The 16,844-nt window shown below is 43.8% G+C and carries 14 protein-coding genes; 8 read left to right on the forward strand and 6 right to left on the reverse strand.

Going from position 1 to position 16,844, the window contains the following annotated elements; translation table 11 throughout:
* Nucleotides 1–28: 28 nt before the first annotated feature.
* Nucleotides 29–514, reverse strand: a complete 486-nt coding sequence (napF, locus tag R7Z47_RS05660; RefSeq protein WP_005373529.1) for a ferredoxin-type protein NapF — start codon at nt 512–514, stop codon at nt 29–31.
* Nucleotides 515–761: 247 nt separating this feature from the next.
* On the opposite strand from napF, the gene narQ reads away from it, so the two are divergent.
* Together narQ and R7Z47_RS05670 are read left to right on the forward strand one after the other, a co-directional pair.
* The gene (gene narQ, locus R7Z47_RS05665; protein ID WP_025767926.1) at nt 762–2,498 is read left to right on the forward strand and encodes a nitrate/nitrite two-component system sensor histidine kinase NarQ; all 1,737 of its coding nucleotides are present in this window, start codon (nt 762–764) and stop codon (nt 2,496–2,498) included.
* A gap of 4 nt (nt 2,499–2,502) precedes the next feature.
* Entirely contained in the window at nt 2,503–3,117 is a 615-nt protein-coding gene (locus R7Z47_RS05670; RefSeq protein WP_031777156.1) for a response regulator, read from the forward strand.
* Nucleotides 3,118–3,207: 90 nt separating this feature from the next.
* Here the strand turns inward: R7Z47_RS05670 and R7Z47_RS05675 are convergent, their stop codons facing one another.
* Nucleotides 3,208–3,381, reverse strand: coding sequence for a hypothetical protein (locus tag R7Z47_RS05675; RefSeq protein WP_005373524.1), 174 nt, complete (start codon nt 3,379–3,381; stop codon nt 3,208–3,210).
* A gap of 261 nt (nt 3,382–3,642) precedes the next feature.
* Between R7Z47_RS05675 and R7Z47_RS05680 the strand changes: the two genes are divergently transcribed.
* Together R7Z47_RS05680 and pepT are read left to right on the forward strand one after the other, a co-directional pair.
* Nucleotides 3,643–4,506 (forward strand): DUF6279 family lipoprotein, encoded by an 864-nt coding sequence (locus R7Z47_RS05680; protein ID WP_213907780.1) that lies wholly within the window; start codon nt 3,643–3,645, stop codon nt 4,504–4,506.
* Nucleotides 4,507–4,676: 170 nt separating this feature from the next.
* The gene (gene pepT / locus R7Z47_RS05685) at nt 4,677–5,906 is read left to right on the forward strand and encodes a peptidase T (protein ID WP_213893513.1); all 1,230 of its coding nucleotides are present in this window, start codon (nt 4,677–4,679) and stop codon (nt 5,904–5,906) included.
* An 82-nt stretch (nt 5,907–5,988) separates the two neighbouring features.
* Here pepT and R7Z47_RS05690 read toward each other — a convergent pair whose 3' ends face one another.
* Entirely contained in the window at nt 5,989–6,453 is a 465-nt protein-coding gene (locus tag R7Z47_RS05690) for a dCMP deaminase family protein (RefSeq protein ID WP_005373515.1), read from the reverse strand.
* Between the two features lie 419 nt (nt 6,454–6,872).
* Here R7Z47_RS05690 and vmeY point away from each other — a divergent pair, with 419 nt between their 5' ends.
* Nucleotides 6,873–8,000 (forward strand): multidrug efflux RND transporter periplasmic adaptor subunit VmeY, encoded by a 1,128-nt coding sequence (gene vmeY, locus R7Z47_RS05695; protein WP_225474096.1) that lies wholly within the window; start codon nt 6,873–6,875, stop codon nt 7,998–8,000.
* Nucleotides 8,001–8,008: 8 nt separating this feature from the next.
* Entirely contained in the window at nt 8,009–11,161 is a 3,153-nt protein-coding gene (vmeZ, locus tag R7Z47_RS05700; RefSeq protein ID WP_225474095.1) for a multidrug efflux RND transporter permease subunit VmeZ, read from the forward strand.
* Nucleotides 11,162–11,250: 89 nt separating this feature from the next.
* On the opposite strand, the gene R7Z47_RS05705 is transcribed toward vmeZ, so the two are convergent.
* Together R7Z47_RS05705 and arfB are read right to left on the reverse strand one after the other, a co-directional pair.
* A complete protein-coding gene (locus R7Z47_RS05705; RefSeq protein ID WP_025767924.1) occupies nt 11,251–13,020 on the reverse strand; it encodes a methyl-accepting chemotaxis protein in 1,770 nt (589 codons plus the stop codon).
* A 100-nt stretch (nt 13,021–13,120) separates the two neighbouring features.
* A complete protein-coding gene (arfB, locus tag R7Z47_RS05710; protein ID WP_170893137.1) occupies nt 13,121–13,534 on the reverse strand; it encodes an alternative ribosome rescue aminoacyl-tRNA hydrolase ArfB in 414 nt (137 codons plus the stop codon).
* Nucleotides 13,535–13,610: 76 nt separating this feature from the next.
* On the opposite strand from arfB, the gene R7Z47_RS05715 reads away from it, so the two are divergent.
* Nucleotides 13,611–14,213, forward strand: coding sequence for a beta-phosphoglucomutase family hydrolase (locus tag R7Z47_RS05715; RefSeq protein WP_213901436.1), 603 nt, complete (start codon nt 13,611–13,613; stop codon nt 14,211–14,213).
* Nucleotides 14,214–14,301: 88 nt separating this feature from the next.
* Here the strand turns inward: R7Z47_RS05715 and R7Z47_RS05720 are convergent, their stop codons facing one another.
* On the reverse strand, nt 14,302–15,294 hold the full coding sequence (locus R7Z47_RS05720; RefSeq protein WP_005373499.1) for an OmpA family protein: 993 nt from the start codon (nt 15,292–15,294) through the stop codon (nt 14,302–14,304).
* A 459-nt stretch (nt 15,295–15,753) separates the two neighbouring features.
* Here R7Z47_RS05720 and aroG point away from each other — a divergent pair, with 459 nt between their 5' ends.
* On the forward strand, nt 15,754–16,806 hold the full coding sequence (aroG, locus tag R7Z47_RS05725) for a 3-deoxy-7-phosphoheptulonate synthase AroG (RefSeq protein ID WP_017635200.1): 1,053 nt from the start codon (nt 15,754–15,756) through the stop codon (nt 16,804–16,806).
* Nucleotides 16,807–16,844 lie beyond the last annotated feature (38 nt).

The raw sequence follows: 16,844 nt of genomic DNA on the forward strand, positions 1-16,844 counted from the left end.
TTATTGCCTTTGGCCGACGACATTCGGCTTAGGCTGTTGTATTGCTCACATTGATGGATGAAGTCGGGCACACTGAAACACAGGCGCCGCAGCCGTTACACTCATCAAGGTCTAAATTGGGTTGTGCTACTTTCCCCAGTTCTAATTTGAACTGAATTGCCATCGGGTCGCACATATCCCCACAACTTCGGCATTCGACATTTTGTTTTGCTAAGCAGTTATCGTTGATACTTGCTTTTGCTTGCCAAGGTTGTTCTGTTTCTGGCAAGAAAAGGGGCTCAGGACAGGCGTTTGCACATTGATAGCAAAATGTGCATTCATCGATGGAAAAATCGACCGAGGGGAATCCGCCATCACTTTTGGTTATAATCTTTGTTTCACAGGCCTCAATGCATTTACCGCAGCGAGTGCAATCGTCCGTAAACTGTTGCGGTTTAGTTAACCAAGGCAAACGTACGGCGTTGTCGGGGTGCGCTTTTCTTGCAAAGAGTCTTCTTCTGGAAAGGTCTACCACTTAGTCACCTCGAAACTTGGAACCCAAACTAAGCATAGTCCACAATTTTCATTAATAAACTGTCATTTAAACTAACGAAATTGTAGTTTTTGACATATTTGTATAAATACCTCTTAGGGGGTAAATGGTATGCAATATTGTTTTGGATCAATAAATTCCGTCGCAGGTGATCACATATTGATAAAGTTGAAAGGTAATGGGTTCATTGCACGTACAAATAGGATTGTTAATGGGCGAGGAACTCAGATTGTTTAAAAATGTGAAAAAGTCAGTGACGCGCACGATTGCGTCCGCGATGCTTCTTATTTTGCTGCTCTCAGTCGCTACGACTGGTTTTGCGATTTTTACGTTAGCGTCCAGTTTGAACGATGCTGAAGCCGTCAATGTTGCTGGCTCGATGCGAATGCAAAGCTACCGTCTGGCGAATGATATTCAGGTTAAATCTGTTGACTATTCTTCACATATTGACGCATTTGAACATTCGATATATTCACCTTCAATGAAAGCGCTTCAGCATTGGTCTGTGCCTGAAGACATCACTCACGATTACTACCGTCTTATTATCAGATGGCATGAACTCAAGGCGGTGCTGAGAGGAGACAACCCGGCAGAATATCAACTCCTAGTGGCCGGTTTTGTTGAACAAATCGATGAGTTTGTATTTAAGCTGCAAAGCTTTTCGGAGCAAAAACTGATTAACTTAGCCTGGATCGGCGGGTTAGGGTTGGGTGGCATCCTTTGTGTCAGTATGTTTGTCGTTCATTTTGTGCGCCTCGAAGTTGTTCGGCCTCTGCGTGCCTTAGTTTTTGCTAGCGAGCAAATTAAAAATCGCTCATTCAATATATCGCTCAATGTATCTAGCGACAATGAAATGGGAATACTGACTCGAACCTTTAACCGGATGGCGACAGACCTTGGTAAGTTGTACCGAGGATTAGAGCAAGCGGTTGATGAGAAAACACGTAAATTGCAGCATGCCAACCAGTCTTTAGAAGTGCTGTATGACTCGTCAAAAGAACTCACGGCGTCGCGTATTAATCAAGACAATTTCCAGGCGATTTTGCAGCATATTGTCAGTCTTGAGGGCATTAAAGCGGTCAAACTTGAAATCGAGCAGCTGGGAGAACCGAGCTGGATATTGATGGAAGGAGAAGAATGCTGCCAAGATTGTGATGAAGATTGCCACGGTAAAGCCCTGATGCTAGATGGCGAGCACTTGGGCTATTTATATTGGAAAGCAGGGTTACCTTGTCCGAACGAGGCTCTTATTGACAACTTCGTGCAGATTTTATCACGCGCCGTGTATTACAATCGGGCGCAGCGCCAAGCAGAACAAATTCTGCTGATGGAAGAGCGAGCCACTATTGCTCGGGAGTTGCATGATTCATTGGCTCAAGCACTCTCTTACTTAAAAATTCAGGTCGCTTTGTTAAAGAGAAGCGTAAAGAACTTACCTGACGAAAAGGCGATCGCGCAGGCTAATCAAGTTATTGCTGAGCTAGATACGGGCTTATCTGCGGCTTATACGCAGTTACGCGAGTTGCTGACGACGTTTCGTCTTACGATTAAAGAGGGCAGTTTTGGCCAAGCATTGCAAGACATGGTTGAAACGCTCAGTGAACAAACTGCTGCGGACATTACGCTAAAAAATAGACTTTCATCAACTGAACTGGATGCACATCAGCAGGTTCATTTACTACAGTTGATAAGAGAAGCGGCAATTAATGCTATCAAACATGCGCAAGCAGATAATATTCACATTCAATGTCTCGATAATGATGGAAAAGTCACAGTAACCGTTAGCGACGATGGAATAGGCTTTGAACATCAAGACGAAAAATTAAATCATTACGGTATGAGTATCATGCAAGAGCGGGCCGCTAGACTGCATGCCGATCTTCACATCGAAGCATCGATAAACAAAGGTTGTACCGTAAAATTAGAATTCCAACATAGTAAGGAAGTAAACAGTGACAGTGTGTAAGGTAATGCTGGTGGATGATCATCCACTCATGCGAAGAGGTATCCACCAGCTTTTAAGCTTTGAGCCTGAGTTTGAGGTTATTGCAGAAGCAAGTAATGGCGCGGATGCAGTAGCGAAAGCGCATGAGCTGGAACTGGATCTTGTACTTCTTGATCTTAATATGAAAGGCATGTCTGGCCTTGATACTTTGCAAGCACTGCGTGCAGATGGCTGTGAAGCCAGAATTGTCATTCTAACCGTTTCAGATAGCCCAGCAGATATCGAAGCAATAGTTCGAAGTGGTGCCGATGGCTATTTATTGAAAGACACTGAGCCCGATGAGTTGGTTGAGTTGCTAAAACAAGCGCACCAAGGGGACAAGGCATACAGCCAAGAAGTTTCTAAGTATTTGAGTGAACGTTCAGAGCAAGAGGACGTGTTTGATACACTGACCGATCGTGAATCGCAGATCTTAAGAGAGGTGGCAAGAGGTTTCCGCAACAAGCAAATTGCCGATCGTCTTTTTATCTCTGAGTCTACGGTTAAAGTACATATGAAGAGTTTACTTAAAAAGCTTCAAGTTCCTTCTCGTACTGCAGCAACCGTCCTTTATCTTGAGCGCTTTGGCGACATCAAATAACATTGTTGGATTTGAATCTGTAATAATAAATAAAATCAAACAGTTATATTGATTCTGACGAATAAAAAAACCGCCTGTTAGGCGGTTTTTTTACTTGTCTGGGCGAATAGAGTACAAGTCACTGTTGTGCTTACCACACTCCAAATAGTACTGATAAGCCACTTTTTTGCTTTCAGCAATGACTCTCATGCAGTGCATTTTCCCCTGTTCAAAATATCGAATCTCATATTCTACACTGGTATCAAGTTGCTCAGCGGCTGCCATACTTCGCCTCCATAAACCATCCAAAAAACATCAATGCAAATTATATGCCGTTATAGGGAGCGTCGTTCGGTACGTTTTTTAGCCGATAATTGCGCTCTAACTCACTTTTTTGCGGATAGCTGTGATCAAAAAGTTAATTTCAAACTCTATATATTATTAAGGTGGCAATCAATATTTGTCACACTGGTGTAAGTTTGCCGCAATACTAAGTGATACAGGTTGAGTATAGAACTTAATCAACAGAAAAGGGAATACGAATAAGTGACTAAATTAAAGGATGTATCTAATAAGGCGCTTCGTTATGGCCTTCTATTTTGCTTCGTATTTCTGCTTGCCGGTTGTGCGAAAAAGTTTTTATACAGCAATATCGATTGGTTCGTGCTCGATTACTTAGAGGACTATGTCTCGTTGCAAGGGGAACAAGAAGTCCTAGTGGAAGAGCGTTTATTATTGTTGGCAGACTGGCACAAGAAAGAGGAGTTACCATTATATATCGAACATTTAAAAGACCTTGAGAGATTAAAAGCGAGCGATATCACCTTAAATTACTTACAAAAAAATCGAGATAGAATGCGATCGCATTACGATAGAGTGGTCAGCAAAGCAGCACCAGATCTTTTTGCGTTAAGTTTGCAATTAACGAAAGAGCAAGAACGCGAGTTTTTGAGTAATGTACAAGAACATTATCAAGAGCGAAACGCAAAATATGCCGATAAGACAGAAGACGAAGTGCGTGAAATTATTCTGGATAACACTGAAGAGTGGATGGAAGAATGGCTGGGGAATCTATCAGGAAATCAGCGTCAGTTAGCTCAAACATTTTCTCAGCAAGTTATTTTAAACAGCCCTTTATGGAGAGATTATCGAGCCACGGTATATCAAGAGCTCGAATACTTGTTCGACAACAAATCTAATGTTGTGACTTATCAAGATATATTTATGCGACTCTTGTTCGAGCCAGAGAGTTATTATAGTGAGCAGCTTTCTCAGAATATTGACTCTAACTTTGCATTGGTTGATCAACTGACATTAGATGTTTCTCGTTCGATGACCGATAAGCAATGGCGTCATTTTCGTGAACAGGTTAAAGAGTGGCGAGTACTGGCTGAGGAACTTTTAGATTAAATTCGTGCTTCAATTAGCGAGGGGAAAGTGCAGAAGCCTTTCTTATCAAAAAATGATTCAAAGCAAATTCTTATTGAACTAAGAGCGTAACATAGCGTGAGGTTTGATGAGGCAACGTCAGCTTATCAATGCATGATAAAGCCTCATCGTACAAAACAATGAGAATAAATATGAAACATTTAGTTGAAAGATTTCTTCGATACGTCACGTTTGATACCCAATCCAATCCATATGTGACGCTTTGCCCAAGTTCACCTGGTCAGCTTGTGTTTGCTGAGTTACTTAAAAAAGAGATGATCGAGCTTGGTTTAAGTGACGTGACTTTGGATAAAAATGGCTACTTGATGGCTAAACTGCCAGCCAATGTTGATTATGAGGTTCCTCCTATCGGCTTCATTGCCCATATGGATACCGCGCCGGATGCATCTGGCAAAAACGTAAAGCCGCAATTCATCGAAGATTACCAGGGTGGCGATATTGCATTAGGGTTGGGGGATGAAGTGTTATCTCCCGTGCAATACCCAGATTTACATCACCTACATGGCCACAATCTTATTACTACCGATGGCACTACATTACTTGGCGCGGATAACAAAGCCGGTATCGCAGAGATTCTTTCCGCGGTAGCTCTGCTACTGGAAAACCCAGACATTCCACACGGCGACATTTGTATCGGCTTTACTCCGGATGAAGAAATCGGTCGTGGTGCAGATTTGTTTGATGTTAAAAAATTTGGCGCGAAATGGGCATACACTGTAGATGGTGGCCCGCAAGGTGAGTTGGAATACGAAAACTTTAATGCAGCAAACGCTGATGTAATTTTTCATGGTGTTAGCGTTCATCCAGGTACCGCAAAAGGCAAAATGGTCAATGCGATGAACTTAGCTGCGAAATTTCAAGTTCAAATGCCCCAAGATCAAACTCCGGAAACAACCGAAGGTTACGAAGGGTTCTTCCATCTAAAATCGGCAGAAATGGGCGTTGCACGAAGCGAGCTCGGTTACATTATTAGAGACTTTGACCGTCAAAGGCTTGAGGAGCGAAAAGCCTTTATGCAGAAACTCGTCGATGAAATGAACACGGGTTTACGCCATGGTTCTGTAGAACTGAAAATAACAGACAGCTATTACAATATGAGAGAAATGGTTGAGCCTTACCCTCATATCATTGAGCTGGCGAAGCAAGCGATGGAAGCGTGTGATGTGGAACCGATTATAAAACCTATTCGCGGTGGTACAGATGGCGCTCGTTTATCTTTTATGGGTTTGCCGTGCCCGAATATCTTCACCGGTGGTTTTAACTTCCACGGAATTCATGAGTTTATTTCTGTTGAAATGATGGAAAAATCAGTACTCGTTATCGTCAAAATTGCTGAGCTCACAGCGAAAAAACACAGTTAAAAGACTACGTCGAGACCTCTTGCAGATTTAATAACAAAATAGCCCAGATCTCTCTGGGCTATTTAAATATTAAGATGGAATACTAGCGCACGTCTTTGTCTTCAATTTCAATGTCTTCTAGTGGTAACCAGTCGACTTTCACACCCGCTTGATCGAACATATCTTGACTGACTTGGATTTTATCTCCCCAGCGAGATAAAAAGTCTTCAGACTGCTCAGGGCAGTGTACGTGTGAGATCCCTGTTTGAATGATCTTTGCCGCGCAGTTAGGGCAAGGAAAATGCGTTACCCAAATATCACATCCGTCTAAGTCACGTTTTGAGAACAAAATTGCGTTCTCTTCCGCGTGCAGTGTTTTAAGGTATTTCAACTCGCGCTCATCGGTGTCGACACTGTCAGAAACACCATGCGGATAGCCATTAAATCCAACAGATACAATGCGATTCTGTTTAGTAATAACGGCACCGACTTGTGTTGATGGGTCCTTACTCCAAGACGCCACTAGTTCTGCCATCTGGTAAAAGCGTTTCGCCCATTTAGAAATCATAGTCATCCTCTCTGTCGAAGGCGTTGAATTAATTGAATGATAACCCATTTATATTAAAAAAATAGTCAAAATCGGGGTCTTGAGTATGAAGGCGTCACTTTTTACCTTTTTAGCCACAAAACGTTCTTATCTTGAGCACTGAATCTCACTTTACGCCCGAATACAATACTCCCGTTAGTGTTTCCAAGCACACGCTAAAATTCGCGATCTCCTAAGGCGTATATTAAATAGTTATGATTGAGTTGTATGTATATTGCTCATTGAATACCACTGTTAACTAAATTACTTTATTTTCCTTTTGTTTCTCATGTTTACATTTAGAAACACCTTGGGCGCTTTTCAGTGAAGTTTTCAGTGGCAGCAAGGAGTAAGGTTGATAGGAATTCAACAATATCCTGTTCTATAAAGACGTTAAATACATGCAAAAGAAACCACTTGTCGCACTAATGGCGGCTACAGCAATCCTCGCTGGATGCGGGGAAGCTAATAATGCCCAAACGAAAGGTCAAGCGCCTCTCGTAGTGACTCAGGATGTCACGGTTATCGACTACCAACCGAGCAAGTCTTATATCGGTCGCATTGAAGCAGTAGAAGATACCAATATTACCGCGCAGATTTCTGGCTACTTAAAAGCTCGTCACTTTGAAGAGGGGCAAATGGTAGAAAAAGGGCAGCTCCTTTACTCTATCGAGCCATCTTCTTTTGAAGCCCAAGTCGCGAGTGCTAAAGCCGCACTTGCACAAGCTAAAGCGGCGCTAAAAAAAGCCGAATTAGATCATACTCGAGGTAAAAACTTGTTGCCTCGCGGTAGTATCTCTCAATCTGAGTTTGATGCTTTAACTGCGGCACTTCTTGGTGCGAGAGCAGAGCTAGAAGCGGCAAATGCTCAACTTAAACTTGCTGAAGTTAACCTTTCCTATACTCAAATCCGAGCACCTTTTAGCGGACGTATTAGTGATACCAAAGTTAGTACGGGTGATCTGGTTTCTCCATCATCTGGCGTGCTGACAACTCTGGTGAGTTTAGATCCAGTTCATACCTCATTTAGTGTGAGTGAGCGTGAGCGTTTAGCTATGGGTATGGATCAAGTAAAAGGTGATGGCTCGGCTGAATCAAACCGCGTTGAAGTTCAGCTTGAACTGGAAAATGGACAGTTTTTTGAGCATCTCGGTAAGCTTGATTTCTTAGGTAATCGTATTGACACCAAAACGGGTACGATTGCTATGCGTGCGCTCGTTCCAAACCCAGATCAGAAGCTACTTCCTGGTCAGCACATCAAAGTGAACTTGAGAGACAAGAACACGAAAGACGTTATTGTTATCCCACGACGTGCCGTACAGACTGACTTAGAAGGTGACTTTGTGATGGTGATGGCTGAGGGAAGTGTGGCAGAGCGTCGTAACGTCGAGCTTGGACCTCAGGTTGAACAAGGCATTATCATTCGAGAAGGGCTCGATCAGGAAGATACGGTTATTACACAAGGCCTACAGCGTGTGCGTAATGGTGTAGAAGTGCGCCTTCAAACACCTGCTGAAGATAAGCAGTAGGGGGCACTATGTTAAGTCGTTTCTTTATTCAGAGACCTAAATTCGCGCTGGTTATTTCGATCATATTAACGCTAGCCGGCGCGATCTCACTGGCGATTTTGCCAGTGGCTGAGTATCCACAGATAAGCCCGCCATCAGTAAGCGTTTCGGCTTACTACACCGGCGCGAGTGCGGAAGTTGTCGAGCAGGCCATTGCGGACCCCATAGAGACCTCAGTCAACGGCGTTGAGGATATGATATACATGTCTTCAAAGAGCGCGAACGATGGCTCTTACAGCCTAAACGTCACGTTCGATGTCGGCACCGACCCAGATATGGCGCAAGTTAACGTGCAAAACCGCGTGTCACAGATTGAGTCAAAATTGCCTCAAGAAGTTCGCATGGTTGGTGTGACGGTGAAAAAGCGTTCACCTGACTTGCTGATGGTACTTAACTTCTATTCACCTGATGGCAAATACGATGATCAGTTCTTGATTAACTACATTAACTTGAATGTAAAAGATCAGTTGGCTCGTGCGAAAGGTATCAGTGAAGTTAACGTGATTGGTGGTGGCGAATATGCAATGCGTGTTTGGTTAGATCCTGAAAAAATGGCCAACCTTAAGCTAACCACGTCAGACGTATACGCCGCTTTGGCTGAACAGAACGTTCAAGTTGCGGCAGGGCGTGTAGGTGCAGCACCATACAACAATCCGCAAGAAGTTCAGTTTAACCTTGTGACCAAAGGTCGCTTGGAAAGCGTGAGTGAGTTTGAGAACGTAGTCCTTCGAGCTAATCCCAATGGCTCTACGGTTTATCTGAAAGATGTTGCTCGCGTTGAACTAGGCAAAAAGTTCTACGATGGTAACGGTAAGTTCCGTGGCCAGGACGCGTCAATCGTTGCGTTGTCTCTTCAATCGGATGCGAATGCGTTAGAAAGTGGTCAGGCCGTCATGGAGCTCCTTGAGGGCTTGAGCAAAAACTTCCCAGAGGGAATGGAATACGAGACCAGCTACGATACAACCGTGTTCGTATCTGAATCGATCAAAGGGGTAGTAAAAACACTGATTGAAGCGATTCTATTGGTGATTGCTGTAACTTACTTGTTCTTGGGTAGTGCGCGTGCAACGTTGATTCCTGTTGTCGCGATCCCCGTTTCTCTGATTGGTACGTTTGCCATCATGCAGGCAACGGGCTTCACCATTAATACGGTTACTTTGTTTGGCTTGATCCTTGCGATTGGTATCGTTGTGGACGATGCGATTCTGGTTATCGAAAACGTCGATACTACCATGGCGAAAGACCCAACCATTTCACCGCGTAAAGCGACGTTGCTAGCGATGAAAGAAGTAACGGGCCCAATCATCACGTCGACCTTGGTCCTACTTGCGGTATTCATACCCGTCGCCATGCTGCCAGGTATCACCGGTATCATGTATCGCCAGTTCGCTTTGACCATCTGTATTTCGGTTGTGATTTCATCCATCAATGCATTGACGCTGTCTCCAGCTCTTTGCTCCTTGGTATTGAAGCAGGGTGGGGGCAATACCGCTAACTGGTTCCAGGCTTTCAACCGAGGTTTAGAGCGCATAACTACGCGTTATGGCCAGATCGCTGGTTTCTTGGTGAAGAAGTCTTTACTGCTCGCGACGTTCTTTATAGTTGCTATTGCAGCGGTCACTTTCTTTGCGAAAACCACCTCTACAGCGTTTGTTCCTCAAGAAGATAAAGGCATTTTGCTGGTTAACGTACAGCTACCAGATTCAGCCTCTTTATCACGTACTGAAGAAGTCACCAATGATTTAATGAAAATGATCGGTGAAGAACCTGGTGTGGATGGTGTGACGGTTGCGAACGGTTACTCGTTTATGACAGGCGCAGCAGCATCAAACGGTGCTTCTGTATTTATCAAATTGCATGATTGGGATACTCGTAACTCGCTGCAAGGAGAGCACTCTGCTAATGCTATCGCGGCACGTATTAACGGTCGAGCGTCGACAGAGTTACCTCAAGCGGTTGTTTTTGCGATGGGACCACCAGCGGTTCCTGGTATGGGCGCTGCGTCTGGTTTTGAGTTTGTGCTTGAAGACACGCTAGGGCGAAGTCGTACCGACTTGTCGATGGTCATGGGAGAAATGATCCAAGCGGCTAACCAAGCGCCTGAAATTGCCTACACGTTTAGCACGTTCCGCGCGAATGTTCCGCACTACTACGTTGATATCGATCGTGAGAAAGCGCAGCAATTAGGTATTTCGCTGTCGTCTATTTTCCAAACCTTGCAAGGCAACTTAGGTTCGCTTTATGTGAATGACTTCACCATGTTTGGTAAGAACTTCCGCGTAACCATGCAAGCTGATAGCCAGCACCGTAGCAGCATGGAAGATCTAGAGCGTTTCCATGTTCGTTCTTCGAACGGTGATATGGTTCCGTTAAGTACGCTAGTGAGCTACGAGCAAGTGTTTGAGCCTGATGTGGCATGGCGTTACAACATGTACCGCAGTGCTATCATTCAAGGCCAACCAGCTCCGGGTTACTCTAGTGGTGATGCGATTGCCGCAATGGAACGCGTTGCTGCTGAAGTTCTTCCGCAAGGGTACACGTATGAATGGACAGGTATGGCTTATCAGGAAGTGCTTGCGGGCAACCAAGCCATTTATGCGTTTGCGCTGGCTTTGATCTTCATTTACTTGTTTATGGTGGCTCAGTATGAAAGTTGGAGTATTCCACTGGCTATTATTTTGGTGGTCCCAGTAGCCACGTTAGGTTCCTTCCTTGCGTTAAATCTAACTGGCACGCCGCTTAACTTGTATGCCCAAATTGGTCTTGTCTTGCTCATAGCCTTGGCGGCGAAAAACGCAATTTTGATTGTGGAGTTCGCCAAGCAAGAGCGTGAAGAAAAAGATGCTGATATCGATAGTGCAGCGGTTAAAGGAGGCACGTTACGTTTCCGCGCTGTGAATATGACATCTTGGTCATTTATCCTGGGTATCTTCCCGCTTATCTTTGCCGCTGGCGCGGGGCACGTGAGTCAAAACTCACTCGGCGTGTCGCTGATTGGTGGTCTATTGTGTGTGCTTCTAGCAGGTACATTCTTGATCCCAGGCTTCTACGCTCTGGTGCAAAGACAGCGTGAGAAAGTTCATGGCGGCAACACCAAGCTGGTTCCTCTTGATGATGAATAATCACATCCGAAGTGCGCAGTAAGCACGAAGTGACAATTGAAAAAAAGCCCGAAGCAATGATTGCTTCGGGCTTTCTATTTTGAAAAGGGTTATTTTAGCGCAGTTTTGAATTGTGCAACGGCTTCATCCATATCATGAGCTTGAGCAGAGACAGAGTTCACTTCATGCAAGCATTCCTGAGCGGATTGCATGTTATTCTCAGATATTGCGTTTAGCTCGGTGATTGAACCGCTAACTTGGTTCATCACGATACCTTGTTCTTCAATTGCTGAAGCTATGCGCTCCGAATTACCTTGAATTGAATGCATGTCAGTGATGATCTGTTGCAGGCTAGAATCCAGTTTTTCAGAAGCATTAAGTGTTTGTTGCCCTTGATCGTTACATTGATCAATATCAGCAACAACTGTAGACATTTGAGTTTGAATATCTGCAACGACCCGTGTGATTTCCTCTGTGGATTGATGAGTTCGGCTAGCTAGGGCGCGTACTTCATCGGCAACAACTGCAAACCCGCGGCCTTGTTCGCCTGCTCGCGCGGCTTCAATTGCTGCGTTGAGAGCTAGTAGGTTGGTTTGCTCTGCAATTTCTTGGATGATGTTCACGGCACCACCAATTTTATCTACATGCTGATTCAGCGAGCCAATCGACTGCTGGCTGTTTGATAAAATCGTGGTTAGTTGACCGATGTTGGTTACCGTCGCCTCAACAACTCCTCGACCTTGTTCGGCATTATTCGCTGCCTGATGTACGCCTTCTACCGCAACTGATGTGCTTTCAGAGATTTCACCTATTGTGGCAACCATTTGCTGAACTGCCGTCGCCATTGATGCAGTGTGGTCAGTTTGAGTGTGGAATTGCTCCATAACGCCTTCTAACTCACGATGCATATTATCGGTACTTGCAGTGAGTTGCGCCGATTTTTCTTGGGTACTACTAATTAGATGCTCAAGCTTATCCAATAGGTCATTGAGGTGATGACTGATATCAAATAGCTCGTCTTGACCTTTCAAATCAGATCGAAGTCCCATGTTGTTCGTTTCGCTGATACTTCGAATGGTGCCAAGTAAGCTATTCACTCGCGTATTGATTGAACGTGAAATTTGCCAAATCAATGCGAAAATAACGACTAAGATCAGAGCTGTAATGACCTGCTTGATGGTCGACATTTGTTCATCACGTTGTGCGGCAGCAGAGCTAAGGGCTGTGGAAAAGGTTTCAAATTGCTCTTCTACGGCATGAGATAATGCGCGAGTTTCACCGAGTAGGCCTTTGTCATAAGCAACCCCAACAACTTGCTTTTGGGCCGCCAATTGCTTACCTGTTTTGATAAGCTCCGGAGCATATTGCCCCTCAAGCAAATCACTATTGAATAGTCCTGCTTTTACCGCAGAGTCAAAACGGACTAATGCCAATAACTGCTGGTGGTCTGAACGTTGTTTTGCTTCTAATAGTGCTTGTTCGTAACCAGCGAGAAGCCCACTCTTTGAATCAAGCCCGTATCGTTGGTAAGCGCTGACCAGATTCTGAAAGCCCCTTTGGTATGCGAGCAAGTCTTGCTTAAATTGTTGACTGGAAGGTAATTCATTACTCTTGAGTATGTTCGCAAGCTCTTTTTCTGTGTCTATAAACTTGTCAACATTGGCGTCAAACTTATTTAGATATTTGTCATTACTACGTAGTAGGAAATCTTTTTCATTTCTGCGTAAGTTGAGTAAGCGTATTTCTAGATCACCAACGAGTTTGATGGCGTGATTAAGGTCATTGCTCTTATTTTCAAAATGGGATGACGTACCCAAAAGGGCCACGATGCCTAAAATGGCGATAACTCCGAGGAAGTAGAGTTTTTGCCTAATAGTCATATTGTTGTTTCCTGAATAAGTAACTAAAAAGAGAAATCCAATGAGATTTCCAAGGGCTAGCAAACGTTGTTCAACTAACATGTCGAGAAAACGACATGCACTAATACAGCACTTTTTTACGTTGCTGTTTTTTCGCTCCGTGCTTGTTTTTTGTATCAAGTCGTCGGCGTTGAGAAGCGCGGGTTGGTTTCGTTTTAATACGCTTCTTCTCCTGTAAAGCGGCAGCTTTTATCAATGCTTGAAGCCGATTTAGGGCGTCTTCCTTATTTTGTTCTTGTGTCCGAAATTGTTGCGCTTTGATGATGATCACGCCATCTTTACTTATACGACTATCAGAAAGTGCAAGTAATCGCTCTTTGTAAAAGTCAGGTAAACTGGAATGCTGGATATCAAAGCGCAGGTGTATAGCGGACGCTACCTTGTTAACGTTCTGGCCACCATTTCCTTGAGCTCTAATTGGGGATAATTGAATTTCCCACTCTTGAATTGTGACGGAGTTCGAAATTTTGAGCATGATAAGTAAATGCCGGTAAGGACGATTGAAAGAGCTGATAAATTAACATTACAGATGCACAAATAGAAGAAAAGACATGAGCACGATTGATTTTAGACCCTATGAGGGATTCATATTTGATATGGATGGTACTCTAATCGATACCATGCCAGCCCACTTGGCAGCTTGGCAAGCAACTGCTGAGCGTTTTGATTTTCCGTTTTGTCAGGAGTGGTTTCACAGTTTAGGAGGGATGCCGAGCTTTAAAATTGTTGAGGAACTAAATCGTGTGCATGAGCTTTCATTAGATCCTAAAACTGTCGCGACATTTAAAATGGAAACATTCGCTGCTATCGAGCTTCATGTTGACGTTATTCCTTGCACGAACATCGTGTTAGAGGAATATTTAGGCCATAAGAAAATTGCAGTCGGGACTGGCAGCCAACGAGAAAGTGCCATGCGCTTATTAAGCCATGCAGGTTTATTAGACAAGTTGGATGTTGTAGTAACCGCGAGTGATGTAGAGAACCATAAACCCTTTCCAGATACTTTTTTGGTGGCCGCGGAACAACTCGACTTGGAGGCGTCACAGTGTCTTGTGTTTGAGGATACTGAGCTGGGGAAGCGAGCGGCGCATGCAGCTGGTATGGATTGTGTTATGGTGCAAGATAATGAGTTGATCTTTTTCCCAAAACCATAGTGGCAATATCCCTTAATATGAGATCAAAATGGGGTGCAAATGCACCCCATAAATTTTTGCCACATCATCGATCATGAATCATAGATGCTTATTCTGGTTGAACTAGCTCTTGGTATTCAAATGAAGGTACTACAACTTCTACGCGACGGTTTTTCTCACGACCTTCGCGAGTGCTGTTGTCAGCAACTGGGTTTTCTTCACCCATACCTTTGACTGTCAAACGATCTGAACCAATGCCAGCTGCGGTTAGGTAATCAGCAACAGATTGAGCACGACGCTCAGACAGTTTTTGGTTGTATGCCGCAGGGCCTGAGCTATCTGTGTAACCAGTAATCTCTACTTGAGCTTGAGGATATTCGTTCAAGAATGAAACAAAGTTGTCCAGACGTTCAGAAACGGACTCTGTTAACTTAGCACTATCGAATTCAAACGTACCTGTACCGTACTCTTCTTTGTGCACCTTGCTCATCATCACTGGTTCTGGATCTGGCTCGATCACTTCTTCCGTTACAACTGCTGCAACAACTGGAGCTGCTGCGAATTTGTAGTTAACACCGATACCAAAGAAGTTAGCATCCATGTCGTCCCACACGTCGTCAGACATGTCTTGGTAACGTTGGTATTCAGCGCGAACACTCCAGTTTCTATCGATCGAGTATTCAGCACCCAAAGAACCTGTTGGGACAAAGTCTGTTTCGTCATCAGACATCATGTAAGCACCACCGATCTTAGCAAACAGATTCCAAGAGTCGTTTAAGTGCCAGTTGAATTTAGGTGCAAGTGTTAAAGCCGTTAGATTGCCGTCAATCGTATTAATCGTATTAGCCCCTGACCTAGAGTTTCCTTCATAGTCGCCTAAGAAGTCTACGCCGTACTCTAGCCCGATGATATCGGTAAAGTCATAACCGATATGTAGTCCTGCACCGAACGCTTCATCATCACAAGGGCTATTTAGATAGCAAGCGTCGTCAAGTGTAGTCATGCCCACTTTGCCCCCGATGTACATTTCAGCTTGAGCAGAGTTTAAAAGCGCGCTACTACCAGCTACCACTGCTGCTACTGCAATTGCTACTTTGTTCATAATGTTTCCTTGTATTGATTGCATATTAACTTCTACTTCGTTTTATCAAAAAATTAGAAAAAACCAGCGTTTATAAGAAATTAGTTTAATATTCTAATCATTTCATATCAAGCAACAATATATTTGAACTTGATCAACATTTACTACCCAAAAATACCTCACAAACTTCTGATATTTCTTACATTGTAGTAAAGATTTTTTGGTGCATAAGAAAATTGATGATTATTTTGAACTTTTTTTCGTAAACTTTACTTTACATTGTGCGCGGTGGTTAACAGGTGGTTTTTATTTGCATTTATTTGCAAAAACTGATTGCAAGTCTACGCCTAAGCCGATAAGTTACTTAAACGCTAGACAGAAAATGACCACAGCCCTTGATGCTGCTCGCTTTGTGAACAATGTTGCAATGAGTTCAGTTGGTAAAAATGGGGTCGGAAATAAAACCAGGAAGTAGAAGTAATGTTTCAAACTGATGATGTAAGAATAAATAGAGTAAAAGAGTTATTGCCACCTGTTGCAGTATTAGAGAAGTTCCCAGCGACTGAAACCGCTTCTTCGACCACTTTTGATTGCCGTAACGCCATTCACAATATTCTTGAAGGAAAAGACGATCGATTACTCGTGATCGTTGGCCCGTGTTCTATTCACGATCCGGCTGCCGCGGTTGAGTACGGTAAAAAGCTAAAAGTACTACGTGATGAACTGGGCGAGCAGCTTGAGGTTGTTATGCGAGTTTATTTTGAAAAGCCGCGTACAACCGTTGGTTGGAAAGGCCTTATCAATGACCCTTACTTAAATGACACCTATAAGCTAAATGATGGTCTACGTATCGGACGTAAACTTCTTCTTGATCTAACCGATATGGGCTTGCCAACGGCAAGTGAATTCTTAGATATGATCACACCTCAGTACGTGGCGGATTTGATCAGTTGGGGCGCTATCGGTGCTCGTACGACAGAATCTCAGGTTCACCGCGAGCTAGCTTCTGGTCTTTCTTGTCCTGTAGGTTTCAAAAACGGTACAGACGGGAATATTAAAATAGCGAGCGACGCGATTCGTTCTGCAAGCGCTTCCCATCACTTCCTTTCAGTAACAAAATACGGTCATTCCGCGATCGTAGAAACCGCTGGTAATCCAGACTGCCATATTATTCTACGTGGCGGTAAAGAACCAAACTACAGTGCAGCACATGTAGCTCAAATTAAAGATGAGCTGGACACCGCAGGTCTGCCGAAAAAAGTGATGATTGATTTTAGCCATGCTAACAGCTCGAAGCAGTTCAAGCGTCAAATGCTGGTGTCTGATGATGTATCCGAGCAAATCTCTGCTGGCGAAGAAGCCATTTTTGGTGTGATGATCGAGTCTCATTTAGTTGAAGGTCGCCAAGACTTAGTGGATGGCAAAGCAGCCACTTATGGTCAGTCGATCACTGATGCATGTATTGGTTGGGAAGATACGGAAACGGTACTTCGTCAGCTTTCTGATGCAGTAAAAGCGCGCCGCAACAAGTAAGCTCAACAGAAAAACTTTTTAAAAGCGAAAAGTGAATA

Source organism: Vibrio sp. 1641 (genome assembly GCF_033339995.1).
In the GTDB taxonomy this organism is placed as follows: Bacteria; Pseudomonadota; Gammaproteobacteria; order Enterobacterales; family Vibrionaceae; genus Vibrio; species Vibrio alginolyticus.

Bases quoted from the DNA above. Each gene is read 5' to 3' on its own strand.
- R7Z47_RS05670 (WP_031777156.1), top strand. From the start codon at position 2,503: ATGCTGGTGGATGATCATCCACTCATGCGAAGAGGTATCCACCAGCTT.
- R7Z47_RS05675 (WP_005373524.1), bottom strand. From the start codon at position 3,381: ATGGCAGCCGCTGAGCAACTTGATACCAGTGTAGAATATGAGATTCGA.
- pepT (WP_213893513.1), top strand. From the start codon at position 4,677: ATGAAACATTTAGTTGAAAGATTTCTTCGATACGTCACGTTTGATACC.
- R7Z47_RS05690 (WP_005373515.1), bottom strand. From the start codon at position 6,453: ATGATTTCTAAATGGGCGAAACGCTTTTACCAGATGGCAGAACTAGTG.
- vmeY (WP_225474096.1), top strand. From the start codon at position 6,873: ATGCAAAAGAAACCACTTGTCGCACTAATGGCGGCTACAGCAATCCTC.
- vmeZ (WP_225474095.1), top strand. From the start codon at position 8,009: ATGTTAAGTCGTTTCTTTATTCAGAGACCTAAATTCGCGCTGGTTATT.
- R7Z47_RS05705 (WP_025767924.1), bottom strand. From the start codon at position 13,020: ATGACTATTAGGCAAAAACTCTACTTCCTCGGAGTTATCGCCATTTTA.
- arfB (WP_170893137.1), bottom strand. From the start codon at position 13,534: ATGCTCAAAATTTCGAACTCCGTCACAATTCAAGAGTGGGAAATTCAA.
- R7Z47_RS05715 (WP_213901436.1), top strand. From the start codon at position 13,611: ATGAGCACGATTGATTTTAGACCCTATGAGGGATTCATATTTGATATG.
- R7Z47_RS05720 (WP_005373499.1), bottom strand. From the start codon at position 15,294: ATGAACAAAGTAGCAATTGCAGTAGCAGCAGTGGTAGCTGGTAGTAGC.
- aroG (WP_017635200.1), top strand. From the start codon at position 15,754: ATGTTTCAAACTGATGATGTAAGAATAAATAGAGTAAAAGAGTTATTG.